Source organism: Corynebacterium faecale (assembly GCF_030408735.1).
In the GTDB taxonomy this organism is placed as follows: Bacteria; Actinomycetota; Actinomycetes; order Mycobacteriales; family Mycobacteriaceae; genus Corynebacterium; species Corynebacterium faecale.
In genome coordinates, this window is record NZ_CP047204.1 from 43,679 (window position 1) to 68,000 (window position 24,322).

Annotated in this window: 19 protein-coding genes; 10 read left to right on the forward strand and 9 right to left on the reverse strand. The window is 59.1% G+C overall.

Annotation, left to right across the window (positions count from 1 at the left end; all coding sequences use genetic code 11):
• The first annotated feature begins 9 nt into the window (after positions 1 to 9).
• Positions 10 to 1,005, forward strand: coding sequence for an ATP-grasp domain-containing protein (locus tag CFAEC_RS00210; RefSeq protein ID WP_290277706.1), 996 nt, complete (start codon positions 10 to 12; stop codon positions 1,003 to 1,005).
• A gap of 3 nt (positions 1,006 to 1,008) precedes the next feature.
• On the opposite strand, the gene CFAEC_RS00215 is transcribed toward CFAEC_RS00210, so the two are convergent.
• The 4 genes from CFAEC_RS00215 to mgtE all read right to left on the reverse strand — a co-directional run bounded on the left by CFAEC_RS00215 (position 1,009) and on the right by mgtE (position 8,896).
• On the reverse strand, positions 1,009 to 3,609 hold the full coding sequence (locus CFAEC_RS00215; protein WP_290277708.1) for a hypothetical protein: 2,601 nt from the start codon (positions 3,607 to 3,609) through the stop codon (positions 1,009 to 1,011).
• Positions 3,606 to 4,958: an SWIM zinc finger family protein gene (locus tag CFAEC_RS00220; protein WP_290277711.1), complete on the reverse strand. Its 1,353-nt coding sequence runs from the start codon at positions 4,956 to 4,958 to the stop codon at positions 3,606 to 3,608. Before CFAEC_RS00220 ends, CFAEC_RS00215 begins: the two co-directional genes overlap by 4 nt.
• Before the next feature lie 214 nt (positions 4,959 to 5,172).
• Positions 5,173 to 7,305, reverse strand: a complete 2,133-nt coding sequence (locus tag CFAEC_RS00225; RefSeq protein WP_290277713.1) for a catalase — start codon at positions 7,303 to 7,305, stop codon at positions 5,173 to 5,175.
• A gap of 217 nt (positions 7,306 to 7,522) precedes the next feature.
• Complete coding sequence (gene mgtE / locus CFAEC_RS00230; RefSeq protein WP_290277716.1) at positions 7,523 to 8,896, reverse strand: magnesium transporter; 1,374 nt, start codon at positions 8,894 to 8,896, stop codon at positions 7,523 to 7,525.
• A 207-nt stretch (positions 8,897 to 9,103) separates the two neighbouring features.
• Between mgtE and CFAEC_RS00235 the strand changes: the two genes are divergently transcribed.
• Complete coding sequence (locus tag CFAEC_RS00235; RefSeq protein ID WP_290277718.1) at positions 9,104 to 9,340, forward strand: heavy-metal-associated domain-containing protein; 237 nt, start codon at positions 9,104 to 9,106, stop codon at positions 9,338 to 9,340.
• A 197-nt stretch (positions 9,341 to 9,537) separates the two neighbouring features.
• Entirely contained in the window at positions 9,538 to 11,409 is a 1,872-nt protein-coding gene (locus tag CFAEC_RS00240) for a heavy metal translocating P-type ATPase (protein WP_290277720.1), read from the forward strand.
• Positions 11,410 to 11,565: 156 nt separating this feature from the next.
• On the opposite strand, the gene CFAEC_RS00245 is transcribed toward CFAEC_RS00240, so the two are convergent.
• Positions 11,566 to 12,699 carry a magnesium and cobalt transport protein CorA gene (locus CFAEC_RS00245; protein ID WP_290277723.1) on the reverse strand — a complete coding sequence of 378 codons (1,134 nt, stop codon included), beginning with the start codon at positions 12,697 to 12,699 and terminating at the stop codon, positions 11,566 to 11,568.
• A gap of 102 nt (positions 12,700 to 12,801) precedes the next feature.
• Positions 12,802 to 14,265 carry an aldehyde dehydrogenase family protein gene (locus CFAEC_RS00250; protein ID WP_290277725.1) on the reverse strand — a complete coding sequence of 488 codons (1,464 nt, stop codon included), beginning with the start codon at positions 14,263 to 14,265 and terminating at the stop codon, positions 12,802 to 12,804.
• Positions 14,266 to 14,512: 247 nt separating this feature from the next.
• Between CFAEC_RS00250 and CFAEC_RS00255 the strand changes: the two genes are divergently transcribed.
• From CFAEC_RS00255 to CFAEC_RS00285, 7 genes are all read left to right on the forward strand, one after another.
• Positions 14,513 to 15,784, forward strand: a complete 1,272-nt coding sequence (locus CFAEC_RS00255; RefSeq protein WP_290277727.1) for a chloride channel protein — start codon at positions 14,513 to 14,515, stop codon at positions 15,782 to 15,784.
• 155 nt (positions 15,785 to 15,939) lie between these two features.
• The gene (locus CFAEC_RS00260) at positions 15,940 to 16,860 is read left to right on the forward strand and encodes a CoA transferase subunit A (RefSeq protein ID WP_290277729.1); all 921 of its coding nucleotides are present in this window, start codon (positions 15,940 to 15,942) and stop codon (positions 16,858 to 16,860) included.
• Positions 16,860 to 17,636, forward strand: coding sequence for a CoA-transferase subunit beta (locus CFAEC_RS00265; RefSeq protein WP_290277731.1), 777 nt, complete (start codon positions 16,860 to 16,862; stop codon positions 17,634 to 17,636). The genes CFAEC_RS00260 and CFAEC_RS00265 overlap by 1 nt, the downstream gene beginning before the upstream one ends.
• Positions 17,637 to 17,711: 75 nt before the next feature.
• The gene (gene pcaD / locus CFAEC_RS00270; protein ID WP_290277733.1) at positions 17,712 to 18,512 is read left to right on the forward strand and encodes a 3-oxoadipate enol-lactonase; all 801 of its coding nucleotides are present in this window, start codon (positions 17,712 to 17,714) and stop codon (positions 18,510 to 18,512) included.
• Positions 18,513 to 18,764: 252 nt separating this feature from the next.
• A complete protein-coding gene (locus CFAEC_RS00275) occupies positions 18,765 to 20,105 on the forward strand; it encodes an MFS transporter (RefSeq protein ID WP_290277734.1) in 1,341 nt (446 codons plus the stop codon).
• A 32-nt stretch (positions 20,106 to 20,137) separates the two neighbouring features.
• Entirely contained in the window at positions 20,138 to 21,352 is a 1,215-nt protein-coding gene (locus CFAEC_RS00280; RefSeq protein WP_290277736.1) for an acetyl-CoA C-acetyltransferase, read from the forward strand.
• Positions 21,353 to 21,470: 118 nt separating this feature from the next.
• On the forward strand, positions 21,471 to 21,758 hold the full coding sequence (locus CFAEC_RS00285) for a muconolactone Delta-isomerase family protein (protein ID WP_290277738.1): 288 nt from the start codon (positions 21,471 to 21,473) through the stop codon (positions 21,756 to 21,758).
• A 75-nt stretch (positions 21,759 to 21,833) separates the two neighbouring features.
• Here CFAEC_RS00285 and CFAEC_RS00290 read toward each other — a convergent pair whose 3' ends face one another.
• From CFAEC_RS00290 to pnuC, 3 genes are all read right to left on the reverse strand, one after another.
• A complete protein-coding gene (locus CFAEC_RS00290; RefSeq protein ID WP_290277740.1) occupies positions 21,834 to 22,721 on the reverse strand; it encodes a LysR family transcriptional regulator in 888 nt (295 codons plus the stop codon).
• Between the two features lie 177 nt (positions 22,722 to 22,898).
• Complete coding sequence (locus CFAEC_RS00295) at positions 22,899 to 23,510, reverse strand: NAD(P)-dependent oxidoreductase (protein ID WP_290277743.1); 612 nt, start codon at positions 23,508 to 23,510, stop codon at positions 22,899 to 22,901.
• A 112-nt stretch (positions 23,511 to 23,622) separates the two neighbouring features.
• On the reverse strand, positions 23,623 to 24,315 hold the full coding sequence (gene pnuC / locus CFAEC_RS00300) for a nicotinamide riboside transporter PnuC (RefSeq protein ID WP_290277745.1): 693 nt from the start codon (positions 24,313 to 24,315) through the stop codon (positions 23,623 to 23,625).
• Positions 24,316 to 24,322: the final 7 nt, after the last annotated feature.

The following is a 24,322-nucleotide window of genomic DNA, read 5'->3' on the forward strand; positions in this document are numbered from 1 at the left end:
GGACCCCCGATGCTGAGCCGGCTTGACGACGACCTCCACTCCGACCGCCCCCTTGTAGTCTTCCTCGGCGACAACATTGATGAGGAAGACCACGATGTGTTGTTCCCCGCGATGCGTGAACGCGGGGTGGCGGTGGTGCGCGTACACCCGGATGACCTGGTCGTGGAAATGACCGACACCGGCATCGGGTTCTTCGTGGCGGGTCAACGCCTTGAACCCGACCTGGTGATCGGATGGGTGCTCGACGAGCTGCTTATCCCCGGCATGGCGCACCTGGATGTGTTCCGTCGCGCCGGGATCCCCGTGATCAATGATGCGGTCACCCTCTTCCGCGCGCAGAACAAATACCTGGACAGCTCCATGCTGAGCCTGGCCGGTGCACTGGGGTATCCGGTGCTCACCAGCCACGACCCGGAGGCACTGGAGAAGTGGGTGCGTGATCTCAACGGCCCGGCAGTGATCAAACCGCTTGTCGGTTTCGGCGGACGGGGCCTGCGCAAAATCGAGGGTGAAAACGACCTGCAGGACCTCCTGACGGAGCTGCGTCGCGACGGTGGCTCCTACTACGCCGTGCCATGGATCGAGAACCCCGGCCGCGACATCCGCGTCTACACCATCAACCACCAGCCGGTGTTCGCCATGTACCGCTACGCCCCGCCGGGCAAATGGATCACCAACATCCACGCCGGTGGTGGACTGTCCATGTGCCCCCTGACCCCGGAGATCAGTACTCTGGCACGCCGGGCCTCCCAGGGGGCCGGCGCCCTCATCGGCGGCATTGACATCGGTGAGAACACCGCCACCGGCGAGCTGGTGGTCTACGAGGTCAATTCCTGTCCCACCTGCGAACCCCCCGCACTGGAGGCCCTGGCGGATTTCCTCGCCCTGGCCGCCCGCGATCTCGACCACGCGCTGGTCACCTGGGAGCCGTCAAAGGTCTATACCGAACTGGACACCGCTCCCGACCTCTTCCATAAGAGCAAACAGGGGCTGTTGCGCGCATAACGCTTATCGACGCCCCGCCGCCACCCGGTCATCGTGGGGCAACCTGTCCCGAATCTCCCGGGCCAGAACAATCGCCCGGGTCTTTCCGGACCGCGCCGCCAGCTCTCGGACACCGGGGAGGTCAAGGTGGGAAGGCTCTGCCCGACCCTCATCTACCGCTGCCATGACGTGAGGCAGCAGTTCAGCGATGACCTGCAGTAGATCAGGAGTGCCTGTGAGCGGTTTGTCCTGCTGGGCGGAGGCATCCACCAGATCATTGAGGATCGGCCAGACCAGAGTCAGCATTCCCATATCCGCCAGATCGCGGAAGGTTTTTGCCAACGATCCTAACCGCTGTGGGGGAGCATCACTCCATCCCAGATGGGCAATATCTGGGACACCGGGGATCAGCAGACCACGGTTCCATGCTTCACTGGCGGCGGTCCATCCCACCTCAGATTCCCGGGTGTGCAGGTTGCTCAGAGCCGCGAGGAAATTGATGGCTGCTGCCGGGGTGAAGGGGGAAGATGAACGAGCGAGTTGGCGCAAGGGGAGCCCGGTCCCCAGGGAGGAGCGGTAGGTGTAATCAAGACGGCGGAAAGCCTGCTCGGCCGTGGAGGGAAGAAAATCCTGGCGGTTTCTGCGGGCGAGAGCATTGACGATCCGCTGGGAGAATTTCCGTGGTACGACGCCCTGTTCAGGGGCCACCTCCGTTTTCAGTGGAACCCACTCAGCATCGACGGAGGATTCCTGAAAAATCAAGGAAGACATGGTTGCACCCACTGTCACCTTTTCATCCTCTCCCCGGGTGTGGAAGAGCAAGGAGGATGATTGCAAGGCCGAAATCACGGGACGGCGATCTCCCCGGATGCGCAACAGGGCGAGGGAAAGATCGATAGGACCGACAGGCGCCTGGGCTTGTGCATACTCAGCCAGCCGGTCAAGGATGGTCTCGACACCGATGGTGAGGTCTTCACGGTCCGGGGTGGACAATAATACAGGCACAGACCCCAGGAGCTCTAAGATCTCCGCTTCGCGCTTGCTGCGGTCCGAACTCTTCAAGTACAACGCGAGTTCTCCGGTCACCCACTCCCTAATTCCCTCCAGAGACTTGCTGGCTCGAGGAACGCCCACCAGTGATATTTTGGTCGCCTCAAGATCGGAGTATGCACACCGGACGAGAGCGTCTGTGAACTGCTCCGATTCCACGTCACGGAACCAAGACCAGACACGGTTGCCTGCGGCGATCGCCGGGCCAAACCTTTCGAGCTCATGTGCAGCAAGTTCGACCAATGGAGTATCAGATGGTGTCAGGTCAGGTACCTGCCATAATACCGGAGCCTTCTGCCATAAAGAGGCATCACCTGTGGCTTCTGTCCCAGGTTCTTCCATATTGAGGTTCCAGACGGCCGCAAGCTTATCCACGGCTTTGGAAAACTGCGGATGCTCATCCATTGCCAAGGCATCCTCCAACAGGAACTGACACTGTTCGAGAATATCCGGTGACGGTACTGCGTCGCGTCTGGCGGCAGCATTGAGCACCTTGATACGTGTTGCCCGGCCGGCGAGGGTGAGGCAGGCAGTGAACACCTCAGTCAGGATGTCCTCGGATCCTTTCTGTGCCAGCACCGTGCCGAAGCGGAGCAGAGAGGTGGAATCCTTGCGGAACAACAGTGGCACCAGTTCATGGCTGTGGGCAACAATCTCCTCATCGCTGATCTCTAGGGAATCCAGGAGAAATTCCGCCCAGGCCTTGACCGGTTCAGGCTTCCTTGCTTCCCGGTAACCATTAAGTCCGTCACGCAGGAGGACTCCGCGGTCTTCTGCAGACAGGTGTTGATCCTTGGTTATCAATTCGATGTGGGAGTAGAAGGGTGGTCTGTTCTCATAACTGAACAAAGTGGCGCGGAACCAGTCGAGACGACGGTCGAAAATCACTTCACGTGGTTGTCGTATTTTTGGATCACCCCAGTGGTTTCGATGTCCAAGAAAGAAATTCATGTGCCGTTCCCACCGGAAGTGGGTGGAGGAATTAACTAAAACCACAGGAATCTGCAGGGGGTCATCCTGGGAAATGATGGGGCGTTGCTGGCGGTGGATCAGGCTGATCCACAGTTCTTCCGCGTGCTGCGGATCCCACTGCTTCTCCACTGTTTTTTGATATGAGGGGGATGTTGACAGCAGGAGGTCGACAATCAGTTCTAAGGCCATCTCTTGCAGTGTTGGATTGAGTTTCTCAATGGCCCGGACTGATTCGTTGAGCCACCGCCCGGTGACTTCAGCGGGTGCATTCCCCCGCAGCAGATAAAGCGCGACACGCAGATGGTCCACCTGCTCCCAACAGGGGTGGTGGAAGCGTTCCGACCCGCGGATTCCGTGCGGTTCCCGCACGACATCGAGGATCACGGAGTCAAAGAAGTGCTCCTCGGCAACCACCGTCTCGATGAACCGCTGCTGCTCCTCATCAGGCCCCAGGGATGCGGTGCGTAATTCCGCGAGCGGGGCAGCGTTCCACCCAATGAGGTCGAGAAATTCCATTATCTCGGCGAAATCGGGACTTGCTTGGGGCAGCTTCTCCGGTTCCTGCGCGACTACCACGGTGTCAGCAGTGTACTTCACGGTCATACTCCTTCTCTGGTCTCAGTCGACAGGGCTGCAGCCAGCAGATGTTTGCATGGTCCCCGGGAACCGCGGGTGCGCAGATACCAGGTGCAGGAGCAGGTGCCCTTGTCCGGAATGACCTGATAACTGCGGGCACCGCTGCGTACATTGGCGGTGAGTCGGTCCTTGCTCCAGTGGACGGCGCGGGCGTCGACAAGCCGTCGGGCCCCGACCAGACGCGGGTTATCGCGTGCCACCTGCTCCGGATCGTGGGGTAACTCCCGGTGATAGTAAGCCTGCTCGGCGATGTCCCAACCCACCTTCCCGCTGGCAGCGAGGGAGGCAAGGGCCTGGTCAACCCGGACCCGCTCCAATCCTGTGTCCAGTGCCAGGAGATCAGGGGAGATACGGGAAGAGAAACCCAGCTGCGTGGCCAGCAGATCTGCATCATCAACCACATCTTCAGAGGCCATTGCAGACAACAGGGACCCCTCTCCGGAGAAACCACGGGAGGGTTCTTCCGACAGTGCGAGAGTGATAGCCGCCCCGGGCAACCGGCATTCCATCACCACACCGGCGCCGGATCCGGCGTCCTGGTAGATCTGCACACCGGTGAGCAGAGATAACAGGCGTCGCAGCGGCTGGAGGCGGACAGGCCCAGGGATGCGCACAGCACCAGGAACCGGACGGGCAGATACGTTCACACCTCTGGTGGAGGCCTGGACCCACACCGTGTCCACCTTTGCCTGGGGCAGGGCCATCAATAGACGACGCGCCCCACGTCCATCCAGGTCGAGCACTCCCGAGAAGCCGCGGTGGATCTCCGCGACATTGCCGAAGGCCCGTACCCACCGGGTAGGCATGACAACCTTGCGTTCCGACTCCGTGCGCTCCAGGGTTGAGACATTCACATGCTGGGAACCGACATCGAGATGAAGCAGTTCATTGTGGTGGATCCCGGAGAGCATCTGTTGGAGATGATCCCCAAGGTCGACATTGGTGGTGCCATAACCGATCTCCCCACCATCAAGGCCGTCAGCGCCCAGATCCAAGCGTGCGCTGACACTGTTGCAGGCAGAAAAGACCTCTGCACGCAGGCGATCACCGTGGGCGGTGAATACCGGATCGCGCATTGCTGCGGCTGCTGCCATCTGCGGCGGGACGAAATAACGGGTTCGGGTGACCTCTGCCAGAACCAGGAGACACTGAGCGTAGACCTTCGGCTGAGTAAGAAAGCCATGGAAGAAACTGGGGGAGGAATCCACCCCCTCCGGGGTCAGCGCCGGGGCCAGGGCGAGTGCCAGGCCTGTTTCATCCAAGGTTGAACTGGTGCTGAAGGATGGACCCTCTGGTGCAAGTGTTCTGCGGGTCATCTGACTTATCTCCCAGTTGTTTTAAAAGATGGTGGTGGCGTTCTAAACGAAAAATACCTTAGTGGTAAAAATAGGCGACCGCAGAGAAACCACCGGGAGATCAATTTTTTAGCTGCCATATGGGTGCGGCAGACCAGAGCAGAGAACAACCCCGCTGACCAGATAACCGGATCTGATCAGCGGGGTTGAATTGGTTATTTCCCTTATGGAGGGATCAGGCCGGGTTGGCGGCCCAGGTGCGGTGGCCCTTGAGCATCGGGGTCAACACATCAAGTGCATCGGCGGCAGCGTTGACGGTGACCACGCCGGGTGCATCACCCATGCGATCGGGTACCTGCGCGGTGGCATCGCCGACGAGGGCGACGGCCTTGCCGTGACGGATCATCTCGGACAGCAGGATGCTCACCTCGGGCTGCTCGGGGGTCTCCACGACCACGGCGGCGTCGAACTCCACGGAGCGGACGGTGACATAGGTGCGCGAGATGGTCACGCCGGTTTCCTCATCCGGATCACCGAGGGTGCCACCGGCAACAGAGGTGACCAGTGGAACCATGCCGGCATCCTCGATGGCCTTGGAGAGTGTGGCCACGTCGGCGACCTGCTTGTCATCCAGGTCGTCGGTGACCAGGATGCCCACCTGTCGGCCGTCGATAGGCCAGGTTTTGCCCAGCTGGGACAGGGCGGGGCTCGGTGTCACATCGGGGAGGTCCTTCTTCTCCGGTGTGGGCAGGCCAAGGCCCTTGGCCACGGTGCTGGCCAGGTCGGAATCGATGTTGGTCAGCACCTCGACGGTGCGTTCCTTGATCGCCTTCTCATAGCATTTGCCCAGCTCAAAGGTGTAGGCATCGGCAACGTGCTTCTGCTCGACCGGGGTGAGGCTGAGGTAAAACAGGCGGGCCTGGGTGTAGTGGTCGTCAAAGCTGACGGGCGCATCGCGGGTGATCTCGCCGTGGACGGGGACGGGGACGTCGATAAGCGCACCATTATCCGTCCCGGTGGGGAAGGGGTTGCCGCCGTCCAGCGAGTTCGGCTGATAGGGCGCCACACCGATGTGCTGGCCGTGCTGGTGCATGCCTTCGCGGAACATGTCATTGACCGGTGCGTGCGGACGGTTGATGGGCAGCTGCGCGAAATTCGGCCCGCCGAGGCGGCTGAGCTGGGTGTCCAGGTAGGAAAACAGCCGGCCCTGGAGCAGCGGATCGGCGGTGACATCAATGCCCGGAGGCAGGTGGCCGGGGTGGAAAGCCACCTGTTCGGTCTCCTCGAAGTAATTCGAGGGGTTCTTATTCAGGGTCATGGTGCCCACGATCTGGACCGGGGCGAGCTCCTCGGGAACGATCTTGGTCGGATCCAGCAGATCAATGCCCTCAAACATCTGGTCCTCGGTATCCGGGAACACCTGCAGACCCAGATCCCATTCCGGGAAGGCACCATTTTCGATGGCGTCGGCCAGGTCGCGGCGGTGGAAATCAGGATCCACACCACCGGAGATCTGGGCCTCCTCCCACACCAGGGAATGCACACCCAGGCGTGGTTTCCAGTGGAATTTCACCAGACTGGTCTCACCCTTGGTGTTGATCATGCGGAAGGTATGGATACCGAAGCCCTCCATCATGCGGTAGGAGCGTGGGATACCACGGTCAGACATATTCCACAGGGTGTGGTGGGTGGCCTCGGTGTGCAAGGAGACGAAATCCCAGAACGTGTCATGGGCACTCTGTGCCTGTGGGATCTCACGATCCGGATGCGGCTTGCCGGCATGGATGATGTCCGGGAACTTGATGCCATCCTGGATGAAGAACACCGGGATATTGTTGCCCACCAGATCCCAGGTGCCCTGATCGGTGTAGAATTTCACCGCGAAACCGCGGGTATCACGCACCGTATCGGCCGAACCACGCGAACCCAGCACCGTGGAGAAACGGGTGAACACCGGGGTTTCCCGGCCCTTGTCAAACACCGCTGCCTGACAGATGGAGCTGGCCGCACCATTGGCCACGAACACGCCGTGTGCGGCGGCACCGCGGGCATGCACTACACGCTCCGGGATGCGCTCATGATCAAAGTGGGTGATCTTCTCACGGAAGTGGTGATCCTGCATGAGCAGTGGGCCACGCTCACCTGCGCGGAGGGAATGATCCGTATCTTTCAGCCGACCACCCTGGGCGGTGGTGAGGTACTCACCCTGCTGGGCATTGGTATCCGGGTTGATGTGCATCGGACAACCAGTGGGGGAGTGGGGTGCCGCCGTGGCCTGGTCCGGCTTGCGTGGCAGGGGCGGGACCGGCGTGGTCGGCTCGTTGAAATCTGGGGTTCCAGACGATGGGATTCCTGGATTCGCTGACATTTCAGCCTCCTGTGGCAGATAGTTAGCTTGGTTAATACGTATGTATAGACGGACCTCAGTGGTGCTTGAAGGTCCGCCCGCGCTGAACTTTCTTCATGCGAGTCTGGCTCGCAGTGTGACCCATGGTACATAAATTTGAAACTCATGCACGGAATCTGATGTGAGCTCTCCGCCTACGGCGAAGAGAAAAAGATAAACCGCGCTTATCGACGCCCCCCTAAATCCCCAACACCGCCTTCGCGATGAGGAAATAGATCACCAACCCCACCGCATCCACGAACGTGGTGATGAACGGATTCGAGAACACCGCCGGATCAGCACCCACCACCTTCGCGATGATCGGCATGATCCCGCCCACCATTGCCGCCAAGGTACACACCACAAACAGCGTCATCCCCAGCACCAACCCGATCGACACTCCATAGAGGACACCGAGCAGGATCCCGAACAGTGCGCCCAGCATGGTGCCCAGGGTCAGGCCCACCCTCGTCTCACGCCACAGCACAGCCATCACATCGCGTTTACGCACATCCCCCAGCGCTAAAGACCTGGTCACCGTCGTGGCCGCCTGGTTTCCGGTGTTCCCACCCGTACCCGTGATCAACGGGATGAACAGACTGAGCACCACCGCTGCGGCCAGGGCATCCTCGAAGGCGTCGAGCACACTGACCGTGAGCAACGCCGACACCGCCAGCACTCCCAACCAGACGATCCGCGACCGCACCAACCGCCACACCGGCGTGGTCAGATACGGCTGCTGGAGCGGTTCAGCACCACCGGAACGGGCGGTGTCCTCGTTGTCGGCATTCTCGATGATGTCCACGGCATCATCAATGGAGAGGATCCCCACCAGGCGGGTGGAATCATCCACCACCGGCAGGGCCAACAGATCCAGGGCACGGAACCAGCGTGCGGTCTCCTCATCCGGGGCAGCGGTGTGTGCGTAGACGGGTGTGTCCATAAGCGAGGCAACGGGTTCATCGGCATCCGCCATCAGCAGTTTCCTCAGGCTTGTCACACCCACCAGTTTCCGATCGCCCCTGATGATGGGGACGGTGTAGATCGTCTCTACACGGTCATTTTGTTCCCGCAGTGCAGTCAGGGCTTCGGCGGCGGTGAGATCCACCCGGACCATGGGCACCTCCGGGGACATGTGCCGGCCTATGGAACCCCTCGGATAACCCAGAACCACACTGGTCAGGCCATACTCCGAGGCATCGAGACTGCGCATGAGCCTCTCGACGATCTCCGCAGGCAACTCATCCAACAGGGACACCCGGTCATCAGGGTCGAGGGCTTCGAAGAAGGAGGCGAGGGAATCGTCGCCAAGCGCGTCAACCAGGTCCGCCTGATGGGCGGCGTCGAGTGCCTCAAAGGCCACAATCGAACGCTGGCGGGGCAACAACCGCAAGATCAGAGCCGCGCGCACCGGCGACATTCGCTCCAGGAGGCTGATCACATCCTTGATCGGGATATCCTCCGAAAGCTCAGAGATCATCCGCGCACGTTCCGGCGCCAGGTCGCCGTTGGTCCGCAGAATCAATTCGAGCTGGTTGATGGCCTCATCCGGGCGTTGTGCGGACTCCGACATGGTGACGCTCCTTTCCGGCAGGCTCCCGCTTATGGAACGGGCAATCCGAAGCACATCTTAATCACCCTTCCATAAGCGGGGCGGTCCGGATGCAGACGAGTTCGGAGGTACTTGATCCAGGTCAAGGAACTCACGGTTGAAGTGCCATAAATTCATATATGTACATAAGAGAAACAGACAAAGAAAAGACGAAAGGACCTGGTTATCATGACCGCCCCCACTGCCCTGAAGAAGACCACCCTGCGCTCCGATGAGTTCACCTGCCCGAGCTGTGTAGCCAAGATCGAGAACAAGCTCAACGGCCTGGATGGTGTTGGGGCAGCCGAGGTGAAGTTCTCCTCCGGACGGATCCTGGTTGACCACGATCCCCAGAAGGTCAGTATCCGCGATCTGGTCAAGGCGGTGGCTGATGTTGGTTATACCGCTAAGCCATCAGCTATCTGACACCCCCGTCCATAAGGCAATCCGCCGGCACCGAAACTATGGTGCCGGCGGATTGTTGTTGCTGGTGGAAGAGGTGTGGGGAAGCTTCGGGAGAAGTTTCGGGGTACTTGATCCACGTCAAGGAACTTGGGTGGGGAAGTCCATAGATTAATAAGTGTCATCAAGAATAAACAGTGAAAAACAAAGGAAGAAACACCATGAAGACCTGGAAAACCTGGGGTGTAGTTGCTACTTCAGGACTCTTAATCGTACTGTCCTGGATCACCGGCTGGGATTGGCTCATGCTGGTTGCCGCTGTGGTTGCTGGTTGGCAGATCGCCATCAGCGCGATCCAGGCCTTGAGAATCAAGATGGTCTCGATTGATCTGCTCGTGGTCGTGGCCGCGGTCGGTGCCATCTTCATCAACAACTTCTGGGAATCCGCAGCCGTCACCTTCCTCTTCGCGCTGGGCAAGGCGTTGGAGCGGGCGACCATGAACCGCACCCGCAAGGCGTTGTCGGATCTGGTGGATGCGGCACCGGAAACAGCCACGAAGCTTAATCACGATGGCTCGACTGAAACGGTTGAGCTCTGGGAACTGGAACCCGGCGATATCGTGCTCGTGAAAAACGGTGAGCAGGTGCCTGTCGACGGCAAGGTGATCTCCGGTCACGGTGGCGTGGACGAGGCAACCATTACCGGTGAGTCCGTCCCTGCCGAGAAGGCCGAAGGCTCTGAGGTCTTCGCCGGCACCTGGTTGCGCTCCGGTCTGCTGCGTGTTGAGGCAGTCGGCATCGGTTCTGATTCCACCCTGGCCAAGATCATCCACCGCGTCGAGGACGCACAGGATGATAAGGCGAAAACCCAGACCTTCCTGGAGAAGTTCTCCAAGTGGTACACCCCCGGTGCGATGCTTGCGGCCCTGTTCGTGGGCCTTGTCACCCGCAACACTGAACTTGCCCTGACACTGCTGGTCATCGCCTGCCCCGGTGCTCTGGTCATCTCCATCCCGGTCTCGATCGTTGCAGGTATCGGACGCGCCGCCAAGGATGGTGTGCTCATCAAGGGTGGCGAATACCTCGAGAATGCAGCCAAGGTTGACGCGGTTGTGGTGGACAAGACCGGTACCCTCACCAATGGTCGTCCGGAACTGACCAACGTTGATGTCCTGGATCCGAGCTTCACCGAAGATGAGGTCCTGCTCCTGGCAGCCCGCGCCGAAACCGCTTCCGAGCACCCACTGGCCGAGGCGATCATCCGCGGAGCTGAGCAACGTGGCCTGAATGTGGGTGTGGTGGATAAGGCTGAACCTGTCACCGGCAAGGGCATCCGCGCCCTGGTGGATGGCCAGACAGTCGCGGTTGGTTCCGCTGACCTGCTGGACCACACCCCGGATAACGCCCGCATCCTGGAACTGAACAATCAGGGTAAGACCGCCATGTACGTCGGAGTCAACGGTCAGGTAGTTGGCATCGTCGCCGTCGCCGACACCATCCGCGATGACGCACCGGCCGCCATCAAGGCCCTGCACGACAAGGGCGTGAAGGTGATCATGGCAACCGGTGATGCCCGCCTGGTGGCAGAGAACATCGCCGCCCAGCTGGGAGTGGATGAGGTCCGAGCGGAACTCATGCCGGAGGACAAACTGATCATCGTCAAGGAACTGCAGGCACAGGGTCATGTGGTCGCCATGGTCGGCGACGGTGTCAACGACACCCCGGCACTCGCACAGGCTGACATCGGTGTGGCCATGGGTGCCGCCGGCTCCCCGGCAGCAATCGAAACCGCCGACATCGCCCTGATGGCCGACAAGCTTCCCCGCCTGCCCTACGCACTGGGACTGGCCAAGCGCACGGTCAACACCATGCGGATCAACATCGCAATCGCATTGATCACCGTTGCAGTCCTGCTGGCTGGTGTCCTCTTCGGAGGCGTGACCATGGCTGTTGGAATGCTGGTCCACGAGGCCTCGGTCCTGCTGGTCATCGGCATCGCGATGCTCCTGCTCCGCCCAACCTTGAAAGAGAACAAGGCCCTGCCCGCAGACCGCCCCGCACGGTCCGCAACCAAGAAGGAACTGATCGCTTAAGCTCCTTCCATAAGCCCCACCGTTATCCGCAGGTTGGATAACGGTGGGGTTCTTCTTATCAGAACTTATGCTTCTGGTGAACACGTGGGCGTGGGGCCCGCGCCCACGGCACCCACCGTTTCCATAGGCGGGGCGAGGGGGGCGTCGATAAGCACACTACATCCACTTACTGCGCTTGAAAATCCAATAAAGCAGCACCGCCAGCGCCACCATGGCGAGCAACGCCACCGGGTACCCGAACGCCCAGTGCAACTCCGGCATGACATCGAAGTTCATGCCGTAGATAGAACCGATGAGGGTCGGAGCGAAGAGGATCGCGGCCCAACCGGAAATCTTCTTCATATCCTCGTTCTGTCGCTCCGCCACCAGCGTGGCGTTGACGCTGAGGATCTGCGAGAGCGATTCGCGGTACTCCGCCACCCGGCTGTTGTCGCGGGTGAGGTGATCGGCCACGTCCTCGAGATAGGCACGCAACTCATCCGGCACACCATTACGGATGAAATCCTTCTGCAGGCGCTGCACCACCTCGCTTATGGAAGACGTGGTGTGCTGCATGTCGATGATCTCCTGGCTCAGGCGGTAAATACGCTGCGCGACGGCGACATCCCCACTGAACACCTGGCGTTCAATCTGCTCCTGGTCAATGGAAATACCGCGCAGCACCGGGGCATAACCATCAACGATGAGGTCAATGAGCCGGTAGGCCACCGCGCGCGGTCCCAATTTGAGCAACTCACCATCAGACAGGAGAGCTTTCACCCGACGGTCGAATTTCCTGCTGTCCGAATCCGCAAACAGGGAAGCGGCGGTGCCATCAACCCACTGATTATCCTGACACAGCACCACAATCGCGTTGCCCTTCATCACGATGTGGAACTCAGCGAACTCGACTTCCTCAGTTTCATCGATATAACGCGCCGACCGCACCGCCATGAACACCACATCCCCATAACGATCCAGTTTGGGACGCTGCTGCGCCACAATGAGATCCTCCACGATCATGGGGTGCAGATCCCACGCATCGGCAAGTTCCTGGATCGCGGCGCGGGTGGGGGCGGGATACAACGACATCACCATCCGGTTGGATGCACCGTCCGCAAACCTCAGACCATCCGCCACCGTGGCCCCCAGCGGAGGTTTATCCGCCACGCCGTCAGTCACCCAACGGGTCAGGGGAGCGGTCTCAGAGTTCTGCGCGGGCGGACTGGGAGCCCCCGGAACGGCAACATACCTGCGGCGCAGAATTTCCCTGCGCCGCGAGATTCCGTTTGCATCGTTCTTCTTCGGCATTCCACCCTCATTCCGCCCTCGGTCCACGTCACACGTACCTCACCAGTATCGCTTATGGACGGTGGTGGGGCGGTAACGGGCGTGCGGCGCCGGGCCCGTGGATTAGATCGGGTAGGCGTCGGTGCCGGTGGTCACGCTGACCCAGTGATCGGTGGTGAACTCATCGATGGCCCATTCACCGTTGAAGCGACCCAGGCCGGAGTTCTTCTCGCCACCGAACATGACGTGGGCTTCATCGTTGACGGTGATGTCATTGATGTGGGTCATGCCGGCCTCCACCTTGCGGGCGAAGTTGAGGCCACGCTGCAGGTCCTCGGTGAACACCGCGGAGGAGAGGCCAAATTCGGTGTCATTGGCCAGCTCCAGTGCATGGGCCTCATCATTGGCCTTGACCACGCCGACCACCGGTCCGAAGATCTCCTCACGGAACAGCTCCATATCCGGGGTGACATCGGCGAACACATGCGGTGAGATCACGCGGCCTTCGATCGGGCCGGCCACGAGCTCGCGGGCACCCTGCTCGCGGGCGAGGGTGATTTTTCCGGTGACGGATTCCACCTGGGAATCATTGACGATGGGGCCGATCATGGTGGCATCGTCAAGCTGGTCTCCATAAGCGACATTCTTGACACGTGCAGCGAAGGCCTCGAGGAACTGGTCATAGACCGGGGCCTCGACGATGATGCGGTTGACCGCCATGCAGATCTGACCCTGGTGCAGGAAGCTACCCATCGAGGCGGCGGCGACGGCCTTGTCCATATCGGCATCGCTGAGCACCACCATCGGGGCGTTGCCACCCAGTTCGAGGGCGACCTTCTTGATGTGCTTGCCGCCCGTAGCCGTGGCACCTACCTGCTTGCCCACCGGGGTGGAACCCGTGAAGGAGATCAGACGCGGAATGGCGTGCTCCACAAAATAATCACCGATCTCTGAACCGGCACCGACCACCACGTTGAACAGTCCAGTCGGCAGGCCGGCAGCCTCGAAGATATGCGCCAGCAGGGTGCCGCCCACGAGCGGGGTGTCAGACGCAGGCTTGAGCACCACGCCGTTGCCGCAGGCCAGGGCAGGTGCCACCGAACGCATGGACAGTGCAAACGGGAAGTTCCACGGGCTGATCACACCCACCACGCCCAGCGCCTCACGGAACACATAATTGGACTTACCCGGGGTGTTCGACGGCAGGATCTGGCCGGTGATGCGCGCCGGGAAGGTAGCAGCCTCACGCAGCGAGGCGATGGCCAGGCCAGCCTCGATATTGGCCTTGAGTGCGGTGGAACCTGACTCCCGGCGGATCAGCTCCACGATGGCCTCACGGTTATCGCCGATGACATCCGCCGCCTTGTTCAGGATGGCCGTCTTCTTCACCGGCGGCAGAGCCGCCCAGTCCTTCTGGACCTGCGCCGCGGTGGAGTACGCCTTGTCCACATCCTCCTGGGAGGCATTCTGGATGGTGGTGATCTCCTCACCGTTGAACGGGTTCACCGTGGTGGTGGCCCGCTCCGAAGAACCATCGGCCCAACCGCCGATGAAGATCTGGTTGCTCACGAAATTCTCAGTACTCATCTGACGTCCTCGTTTTCTCCTGCGCTCCATAAGCGCGCCGATACGGATTCTCCCCACAGGTTAATGATGATCCGCCCACTCCTGTGGTAAGGGTTACACCTGGGGGTGTCGACCAGGGGTCATCGGATGCCCCTCGGCGCAACGCGCCGCTTATGGAACGCCGCAAGTCCCGCATGAATGTTGGCTGGGTGCGGCGAGGGGGGCGTCGATAAGCTTGGGTTCGCTTCCATAAAGGAAAGGATCTCCCATGACCACAATTCCACTGAACCGCCTGGCGGTGGTCGCGACGATCATCGGTGTGCTCACCGGCCTGTTCGTGGCCGCGCTGAACTGGGCGGCGATCGGGGTGGAGCGGCTCGTCTATGGGGCGGATCATCTGCACAATTCGAATCCGATCGCGGATGTGTCACCGGTGCGGCTCGCGGTGACGGTGGTGGTGCTGGGTGTTGTCACGTCCTGGGCGTGGTTCATCGTGCACCGCTGGGGCAGGCGTGAGGTGTCGGTGGTGGGTGCGATGCGCGGTGAGAAGGTCCCCATCCCCGAAACCGCGGCATCGGCATTTCTGCAGGTGATCACGGTGGCTGCCGGTGCGCCGGTGGGGGCGGAGAACGCCCCGCGCATCGCCGGCAGCCTGATCGGCGAGCGGTTTTCCCGCTGGTTGCAGCTGGATCTGGACGCCAAACGCATCCTGGTGGCCTCAGCTGCCGGCGGTGCGCTGGGCGCCAGTTTCCACCTCCCGCTGGCCGGGGTGCTGTTCGCACTCGAGGTGCTGCTGGTGGAGGCATCCACGCGCACGGTGGTCATCGCGATCGTCACCACCACGGCGGCCGTGGGCACCACCGGCCTGTTCGTGCCCATCCCCGATGTCTTCGCCACCGTGCCCCTCAACGAGAGCCCCGGCATGCTGGTCGCCGCCGCCCTCACCGGCATCGCCGCAGGCCTCGGCGGCCACTGGTTCAGCACGGCCGCCACCCACGCCGCCCGACGCTCACCGCGCGGTGCGGCGATCCTCTGGCAGATGCCGCTCGGCTTCCTCGTCATCGCGGCGGTCGTCTACGTGTACCCGACCGCGCTGGCCAACCCACGGTGGGTTGCAGACCAACTGCTTAACGACGCCTTTCTCCTCCCCACCCTCCTCCTACTACTAATACTTCGCCTCTTCCTCTTCCTGCTGGCCTTCCGCGTCGGAACAGTCGGCGGCAACCTCATCCCCTCCTTCGCCCTCGGCACCATCATCGGCGCCATCGTGGGCACCCTCCTCCAACCGCTCATCGACATCCCCATCGCCGCCTTCGCACTCCTCGGCGCAGCCGCGTTCCTCTCCACCACGATGTCCGCACCCCTCTTCGGACTCATCGCCGCCGTCGAATTCACCGACATGGAACCCCAGGGCTACCTCCCGATCTTCCTCACCGTCGCCTCCGCCGTCCTCGCCGTCCGCGTCTGGGCCGTGCTTATCGATTCCGACCTCCGCACCATCCCCATCACTTACGCCACCTGGACCGGCGAAACCAAATAACCCCTCGAACAGCACTTCCGCTTGTGCCGCAAGGGGAGGTGAGGTGGGCGTGGGCAAGCGTCTCTCATGAAAGTATCCAGGCCATACTTTTCCAATATTGGAACCTTTGGGTGTTGTGAATCACAATCAGTGTGAGGATCAAGGAAAGGGTTCTGATGGAAAAGACAAAGGTAACAACACTCAGCGAAGCCATCGCCACATATGTCCACGACGGTTGCTCACTCTCCATAGAGGGTTTTACCCACATAATTCCCTATGCCGCGGCCCATGAAATCATCCGCCAACGGATCAAGAATTTAGATATTTACCGGATGACCGCGGATATCGTGGTTGATCAACTCATCGCGGGGGACTGCGTTAAGTCACTGACCTCATCATTCATCGGCAACAGCTCGGTGGGTTCACTACATGAACTAAGACGCCGAATTGAAGGACGTGGACGTGCACCCCTCAAATTCAATGAATACAGTCACGGCGGAATGATCGCCCGATACCTCGCCGGTGCCTCAGGCCTGCCCTTCTATCCGGTTCTTTCCTACGCAGGATCCGATCTTCCGAAGATCAACCCCGAGATCCGCGTGATGGAATCCCCTTATGGAGGCGAAAAGGTATATGTCGTGCCACCAATCAACCCCGACGTTGCGATCCTCCACGCACAACGCGCCGACCGGAAAGGCAATGTCCAAATCTGGGGCCTCACCGGCATTCAGCAGGAAGTGGCCTACTCCGCCAAGCACATCATTGTCACAGTTGAAGAAATCGTCGAAGACGATGTCATCACCTCCGACCCCAACCGCACCCTCCTCCCCAGCCATGTGGTTGACGCGGTAGTTCCCGTCCCCCGCGGTGCACACCCCTCCTTTGTGCAGGGTTATTACGACCGCGACGGCGACTTCTACCGCGCCTGGAACGACATCAGCAAAAACCCTGACACCCTCGACCGCTGGATGCAGGAATGGATCTTCGACCTGGAAGTCCACAACAACTACGTGAACAAACAAGGCGCAGCATTCTGGGAACGCCTGGACGCGCCGTATGTCCCATCCCTGCCAGTCAACTACGGAAGCAGGAAATAATGACCACCACCATCCCAACCCAGGCCACCATCTCCGAACTTCTGGCCGTTGTTGCCTCCCGTGAACTCGCAACCACCCGCACCGTCTTCGCCGGCATCGGCCTCCCCACCCTCGCCACCTCGCTGGCACATCTCACCACCGCCCCCGAAATTGAAATCATTTACGAATCCGGAGTCTGCGGAGCGCACCCGGCAAGCCTCCCGGAAACAGTCGCCGACTCAGTCCTCATCACCGGTGCGGAAGCCGTCCTCGATATGACCGCACTCTTCAACTACGTACTACAGCGTGGCCACATCGACGTAGGATTCCTCGGCGCAGCGCAAATCGACAAATACGGCAACCTCAACAGCTCCGTCATCGGCGACTGGAACAACCCCACAGTCCGACTCCCCGGCTCCGGCGGTGCCGCCGAAGTCATGGCCAACTCCAAAGAGGTCTACGTCATCATGCGTAGACATGAAAAACGCTCCCTCGTCGCTGAACTAGATTTCTGCACCTCCCCCGGCCCCGACCGTGCCCTCGCCGCCGGCTTCACACCCCGGGGACTGGGCGTGACCAAAGTGATCACCGAATTCGGCATCCTCAGCAGAGGTTCCATAGGTGAAGAACTCACACTCACCGCCATACACCCCGGGGTGGACGTAGACGACGTCATCCGATCCACCGGATGGGACCTCCGCATCAGCGACGATCTACACACCGTCCCATCACCCACCGCGGAGGAATTGCACCTCCTCCGAGACGACATCGACCCCAATCGGGTCTACCTACGCTAACCATCCCTCCATAAGGGATTCCCTCCGGAATTTCTCACCAGATTTTTCCACACACATTAAATAAGGAGAACAATCATGCTTCATTACATCCAGTCCGGAAACATCAACGGACCAGCAATCCTCATGGGCAGCTCCCTCGGAACTACCTCCCGCATGTGGGAAAATGTCCTTCCGTATCTAGAAGCCACCCACAATGTCATCCGCTTCGACACCGCCGGCCACGGACAGTCCGCAGCGGGAAGCGCACCGGTACCCGCTGGGGAAACCTCCGATGCCACGGTGGAAGCCTTCGCAACTGATGTGCTCAAACTTGCCGATGTACTGAAGATTGAAAAATTCTCCTACATCGGACTTTCCCTCGGCGGTGCCATCGGCCAGCAGCTGGCACTGGATGCACCTGAGCGACTCGAGAACCTCATAGTCACCTGCACCGCCGCCAAGTTCGGCGCACCAGAAATCTGGCAGGACCGCGCCAAAAACGTCCGTGAACAAGGCATGGACTGGCTCCGTGAACCCAGCGCCAGCAAATGGTACACAGAAGGTTTCGCTGACAAGAGCCAAGAAGCTCAACTGCTCCTGGATGACCTCGTAGCGCTCGACCCAGAAGGCTACGCACAAGCGTGCGACGCCGTCTCCAAATTTGATGTCACCAACCGACTCAAGGACATCACCACCCCAACACTCGTCATTGCCGGCTCCGAAGACGTATCCACCCCACCAGCCGTCGTCCAGATCATCGCCGACAACATCCCAGAAGCCAGCTTCGAAGTCATTGAAGGCGCAGCACATATCGGCAACATCGAGGCACCGGAACAGTACGGTGCCATGATTGCCAGCTTTCTCCAGCCTTCCATAAGGGAATCAGCGCGTCTGTGACGTTGCGAATCCGGTAGTTTCCTTTCCCCAGAGCCGACTGTCTAGGGGATCCCTCCATAAGGGGGATCCCCTAGACAGTCGGCTCTATGTGCTGGTTGCAGGACTATGGGAGGTGCTGTTTTGGGTATCGGCTTCTTAGCGATCCGATATTGGACTCAAAAGTGATCTCTTGCGAGAGTATTGATAGATGTAATTCACATCACAAACAATTACCGTTGTTCCATTGTTGGATATTCCTCTGAGGGGGTCCCCATGCAAACCTTGACCGAAACCCAGGAGCTGAAAGCAGCTCGTCGTAAAGCAATCACTGCTGGCGGTATTGGAAACTTCGTTGAGTGGTTCGACTTTGCGCTCTACGCACAGTTCGCCACCATCATCGGTTTTCACTTCTTCCCATCGAATGATCCAACCGCCAGTCTTCTCGCAACCTTCGCCGTGTTCGCAGTGGGCTTCCTCGCACGCCCCCTCGGTGGCCTCCTCTTTGGCCAGTACGGTGACCGTAAAGGCCGTAAGGCCGCATTATCCCTAGCGGTTCTCCTCATGAGTGGCGCGACCCTCGCCATCGGCCTAACCCCCTCCTACGCCACCATCGGCGTCGCAGCACCCGCCCTGCTCCTTGTCTGGCGCATCCTGCAGGGACTTTCTGCCGGCGGTGAATACGCAGGAGCCAGTAGCTTCGTGGTGGAATACGCCCCAGTAGGGAAACGTGCACTCTTCGCCAGCATCAACCCGGTAGCAACCGCACTAGGCACCATCGGTGGCGCAATGACCGGCCTCATCGTCACCTGGGCTGTGCCCGACGATGCCCTCGAAGCATGGGCGTGGCGCATCCCCTTCATCGTCGCCGGCCCCCTCGGCATCGTAGGCCTGTACCTGCGCTCCAAGGTCGAAGAAACCCCAGAGTTCAGTGCAGTACTCAAGCAAACCGAGAACACGGGGAAACAACACGCCCCGGTAGTAGAGGCTTTCCGTACCACCAAGGGACGCATGCTCATTCTGTTCGGATGGTCAGCGCTCAATGCAGTGGCCTTCTACCTTCTGACCAGCTACATGGTTGCCTACATGACACAACGAGTTGGTTTCGAACAATCTGAAGCCCTCGGAATCTACATCATTGGTCTGGTCGCCTTCGCACTCGCCTGCCCCATCGCCGGCATACTCATCGACCGGTACGGACCACCCAAGGTCGCCGTCGGTTCCGCAATCCTCCTCGCCGCCCTAGTCATCCCAGCGTTCGGCCTTATGGAAACAGCAACCCTTACCTCCGCAATCATCGGACTGAGCATCTACGGCATGGTAGTAGCCTGCATCGCAACCCTCACCCCGCTGCTCATGGTCGACCTCTTCCCAGTACACATCAGATACACCGCCAGCGCTGTGTCTTACAACCTGGCCTACGCAGTATTCGGCGGAACCGCCCCATACTTCGCCACCTGGATTGTCGCCCGCACTGACATCGGTGAAATGCCTGGCTATTACGTCATGAGTCTCTGCGTCCTTGGTGTCATCGTTGCCACGGTTGGCATGACCAAAATGTACCGAGGTAATAAGGTCCAGGATCCGGAAATCGCCAAGGTTATGGCAACCGTTTAAACCCTCCATAAAGGAAAGCGAAAGTCTGCATCATGCGTGAAGTTGTCATCTGCGATTCAGTCCGAACCCCCATAGGCGGATTTGGTGGAAGTCTCCGAAATGTCACAGCACTGGAGCTGGGAACCACAGTTGCCCGGGCCCTTGTGGAAAGAAACGGACTCGATCCTGCAACGATTGATGAAGTGATCCTTGGTCAAGGCTATGGAACCACCGATGCCCCGTGCATCGGTAGGGCAGTGGCCCAGGATGCTGATTTCCCAGACTCCGTCACCGGACTTCACGTGGATCGCAGGTGTGGTTCCGGGCTTCAAGCCATCATTGACGCAGCGATGCAGATTCAAACAGGCATGGCTGATGTTGTTCTCGCAGGTGGTGTTGAATCAATGAGCTCGGCACCGTTTTACTCCACCTCTGCACGGTGGGGAGCCAACAAGAATGGTTTGGATTTTAAGGATTCCCTCGTTCACGGTCGTATCCATGCCGGTGGAGTATCCAAACCTATCGCCGGTGGAATGATTGAAACTGCCGAAAATCTACGCCGCGAATTCAACATCAGCCGTGAAGACCAAGACGCCTTGGCACTGAGCAGCCACCAACGGGCGACTGCGGCGATGAAAGCTGGAAAATTCGATGACGAGATCGTTCCGGTGACCATAAAGCAACGAAAACACACCGTTGTTTTCGACACTGATGAGCATGTTCGCCCTAGTGCAACCCTCGAATCATTGGGCAAACTCAACCCAATGCGATTGCGTGAGGATGAACAAGCCACTGTTACGGCCGGTAACTCCTCCGGGCAGAATGATGCTGCCGCCCTCGTGATTGTGACAACCCCGGAGCGGGCTGCAGAGCTTGGACTGACCCCGAAGGTCTCCCTCGTCTCCTGGGCCCTGGCAGGCCTCGAAGGACACCGCATGGGGCTCGGACCAGTTGATTCCACGGCAAAGGCACTCAAGCGGGCAGGTCTCGAATTGAAGGATATTGACCTCATCGAGCTCAATGAAGCCTTCGCAGCCCAGGTGCTTGCCTGCACACGGTCCATGGGTCTTACTGATGCTGACCACCAGCGCATCAACGTCAACGGTTCAGGAATTTCCCTCGGCCACCCGGTGGGGGCAACCGGTGCGCGAATTTTGGCCAACCTGAGCCGGGAGATGCAGCGCCGTGATGCTCAATATGGACTGGAAACTCTCTGCATCGGCGGCGGTCAGGGCATCGCAGCGGTATTCAAGAACTTCCCTGGGTGATTCACCCAGTGGGGCGGTGCGACTTCACCAGTCGCATCGACACAAGATCTGGCGCAATGCCAGTGAAAATAACAACTACTTCTCCACCTATTGCGAAAGAGGACATACATTGTTTTTCATGGTTCAGATGAACGTCATCCGCCCACACCACATCACTGACGAGGAGTGGAATGACCTACGAAAGCGCGAAATGGAATACGGCCAGTCAATGATGCGGGACGGACAATTCCGCCACATCTGGCGAGTTGTCGGGGAGGTTTCCAACGTGAGCATCTTCGAAGTTGAGTCGAATGAGGAACTTCATAACCTTCTCTCAAATCTGCCACTCTTCCCCTACATGGAAGTTGATGTCACACCCCTGGCGCCACACCCATCGGGACTGCCTGAAATGTATCAGTACGCTTAGTAGAAGCACACTGTTTGGAACGTAAATGCACCACCGGATCAGATTGATCCGGTGGTGCATTTACTGGTTCAAACTCTAAGAATATGAGATATCCAGCACCGTTGTAAGGACTTTCTCCAGCAGCGCTGAAGGATTCTTCGTGCGCCATGCCACCGCGGATTCAAGGCCGGGAAGGGATTTATCATCGAAAGGAATAAACCGCAGATCATGACCGTAGATCTGCACACCTGTCACCGTGATACTGATGCCAATTCCACCTGCGACATAAGCCATGGTGATATCAGCATCGGGTGCTTCCTTGATCACCTTGGGGCTAAAATCCTCTTTATCAAAAATTGATTCAATGAGAGGGATCAAAGCTGACCCGCTGTAACGGCGCGGTGTCACAAAACCCTCGTTCTCCAACTCTGTCGTGCGCACAGAACTACGCTCAGCGAACTTATGAGTAGAAGCAACCACAACCACCGGGTCATGATGGGATACTGAGCGGGTACTCAAATCTGGATGCTCAAAAGGAAGCAGAACCTGGCCGAAATCGATCTCACCGTCGATAGTCGCGCTGGCGACCTGTGAGGCATTGGCGTATTTCTTGACTTCAATGTCAATCCCCGGATTTGCTTTAGTGATCGAGCGGAGAACCGCCGGCAACTGGGCAGCACCAACAGCTCCGGAATAACCCAAAACCAGGCGCCCTGCACTGCCATGATCGGCATTACGAACATTATGAACAGCCGTATCCACCGCAGAGAAAATCTGTTGAGCCTCCACCTTGAGAGCCTCACCCGCCGGTGTTAGTCGTGCACCACGGGGATGACGCTCAAATAACTGCACACCGAGTTGCTTCTCCAACTGGTGAATCTGCTTCGTCAAAGGTGGCTGAGCGATGAACAACCTCGCAGCAGCCCGACCAAAGTGGAGTTCTTCAGCCAGCACCAAAAAAGACTGTAATAATCGAAGTTCCACGCAGTTTTCCTCTCGACACTCACCCTATGAAGCTCACTCACAGTGAACGCTAGATATTCATTCTCTATCTAAAAACCGTTAAATTCTCCTTTTTATGCGGAAATGCGCATATAAGTTCTTATGGGGTGTCCATAGAAACACCATCTGGGATGAAAACCGGGAAAGGGGATCGACACGTCAACTGCTGATCCCGAAAGCCTTCCCAATGGTTGAATCATCTTCCACAACCTCCAAAAGATAGGCCGCCAGATCCGCACGGGGGATAGTCCCACCCAGAGTTTCACCATCCGAGACCTCATGTGCCCGCCACGTACCCAAGGCATCCGCGCTCTTCAAACCAGTCGGCCGGACAATGGTCCACTCCAACCCGGAATCCTGCACCACTGCTTCCTGCTCATTGTGATCCGCTAAGGGCTTAGCCAACAGCACCTTCATCAACTGACGCAGTGGAACATGAAGTTGCTTGCCTGAATCACCAGCACCCAGAGAAGACTGGATGACCAGACGACGGGCACCGGTTTCCTGCATTGCCTGAATGACTGACCTGGTCACCGCCGTGCGGGCATGCTTGATGCCCTTGGCAGCACCAACCGTAATAACCACAGCATCCGCGCCCTCCACCGCTGTGCGCGCCACACCAAGATCAGTCGCACTACCCACCACCGCGGTGGCCCCAGCAGGAGCATTGCCGCTTCTCGACGCCACCGTCACCTCATGGCCTGCCTCCACAGCAGCAATAGCCAACTGCTCCCCGGTACCCTGTGACCCACCAATGATAGTGATGTTCATGTTGGTCCTCTTCTCCTCGGAAATGGTTTAGCCAAGCCTAGCTACAGACAACCCCTCCATAAGGGAATGAACTTCCCTTATGGAGGGGTTGTCTGCCACCCGGATACCAACGCTAACTAATAAGCACCGGCTGCTTCGCCTTCGCGGTTTTGCTCTGCTCTTTCTTCTGCACACGCATCCAGACGAAGAAACCCCAGGACACAAACACTCCATAGACGAGGTAGAGCACAGCTGACGGATAGTAACCAGCGACCAGCAGCAGTGGCACACCGACGATATCCACGGCGATCCAGATCAACCAGAACTCGGTCCAACCACGAGCCATTCCATAGGTGGCGAGAACAGATCCGACGAAGATCCACGCATCCGCCCACGGGCCCCACGACCCCAGTGACTGGAAGATCCACGCACACGTGATGGTTCCGACCACAGCAGCGATTACCAAACCGGCGCGTTCACGATTCGATGCCCACCGCGGCATCACCGCCACAGCCTCATCAGATGTCGCACCGCGTCGAGCAGCCGACCACTGGTACCAGCCATAACAACTCACGATGATGAACATCACCTGACGCCCAGCCTGTCCATAGAGATCCAGGTCCTGGGGGGTGTTGAAGAGACCGCCCATGAAGACGGTGAAAAGAAGTGCGTTTCCCACAATGCCGACTGGCCACGCCCATACGAGACGCCGCATACCACCCCACGCACAGGCGAGGCCGAAAAGATTGCCGATGATTTCACGCCATAGGATCGGAATACCGTTGATCCACAAGGTAGCGTCGAGTAATTCGGTTATAGGATTCATGATCATT

Excerpts from the sequence above, each read along its gene's own strand:
- CFAEC_RS00210 (WP_290277706.1), top strand. The coding sequence starts at position 10 with ATGCTGAGCCGGCTTGACGACGACCTCCACTCCGACCGCCCCCTTGTA.
- CFAEC_RS00215 (WP_290277708.1), bottom strand. The coding sequence starts at position 3,609 with ATGACCGTGAAGTACACTGCTGACACCGTGGTAGTCGCGCAGGAACCG.
- CFAEC_RS00220 (WP_290277711.1), bottom strand. The coding sequence starts at position 4,958 with ATGACCCGCAGAACACTTGCACCAGAGGGTCCATCCTTCAGCACCAGT.
- CFAEC_RS00225 (WP_290277713.1), bottom strand. The coding sequence starts at position 7,305 with ATGTCAGCGAATCCAGGAATCCCATCGTCTGGAACCCCAGATTTCAAC.
- mgtE (WP_290277716.1), bottom strand. The coding sequence starts at position 8,896 with ATGTCGGAGTCCGCACAACGCCCGGATGAGGCCATCAACCAGCTCGAA.
- CFAEC_RS00235 (WP_290277718.1), top strand. The coding sequence starts at position 9,104 with ATGACCGCCCCCACTGCCCTGAAGAAGACCACCCTGCGCTCCGATGAG.
- CFAEC_RS00240 (WP_290277720.1), top strand. The coding sequence starts at position 9,538 with ATGAAGACCTGGAAAACCTGGGGTGTAGTTGCTACTTCAGGACTCTTA.
- CFAEC_RS00245 (WP_290277723.1), bottom strand. The coding sequence starts at position 12,699 with ATGCCGAAGAAGAACGATGCAAACGGAATCTCGCGGCGCAGGGAAATT.
- CFAEC_RS00250 (WP_290277725.1), bottom strand. The coding sequence starts at position 14,265 with ATGAGTACTGAGAATTTCGTGAGCAACCAGATCTTCATCGGCGGTTGG.
- CFAEC_RS00255 (WP_290277727.1), top strand. The coding sequence starts at position 14,513 with ATGACCACAATTCCACTGAACCGCCTGGCGGTGGTCGCGACGATCATC.
- CFAEC_RS00260 (WP_290277729.1), top strand. The coding sequence starts at position 15,940 with ATGGAAAAGACAAAGGTAACAACACTCAGCGAAGCCATCGCCACATAT.
- CFAEC_RS00265 (WP_290277731.1), top strand. The coding sequence starts at position 16,860 with ATGACCACCACCATCCCAACCCAGGCCACCATCTCCGAACTTCTGGCC.
- pcaD (WP_290277733.1), top strand. The coding sequence starts at position 17,712 with ATGCTTCATTACATCCAGTCCGGAAACATCAACGGACCAGCAATCCTC.
- CFAEC_RS00275 (WP_290277734.1), top strand. The coding sequence starts at position 18,765 with ATGCAAACCTTGACCGAAACCCAGGAGCTGAAAGCAGCTCGTCGTAAA.
- CFAEC_RS00280 (WP_290277736.1), top strand. The coding sequence starts at position 20,138 with ATGCGTGAAGTTGTCATCTGCGATTCAGTCCGAACCCCCATAGGCGGA.
- CFAEC_RS00285 (WP_290277738.1), top strand. The coding sequence starts at position 21,471 with ATGGTTCAGATGAACGTCATCCGCCCACACCACATCACTGACGAGGAG.
- CFAEC_RS00295 (WP_290277743.1), bottom strand. The coding sequence starts at position 23,510 with ATGAACATCACTATCATTGGTGGGTCACAGGGTACCGGGGAGCAGTTG.
- pnuC (WP_290277745.1), bottom strand. The coding sequence starts at position 24,315 with ATGAATCCTATAACCGAATTACTCGACGCTACCTTGTGGATCAACGGT.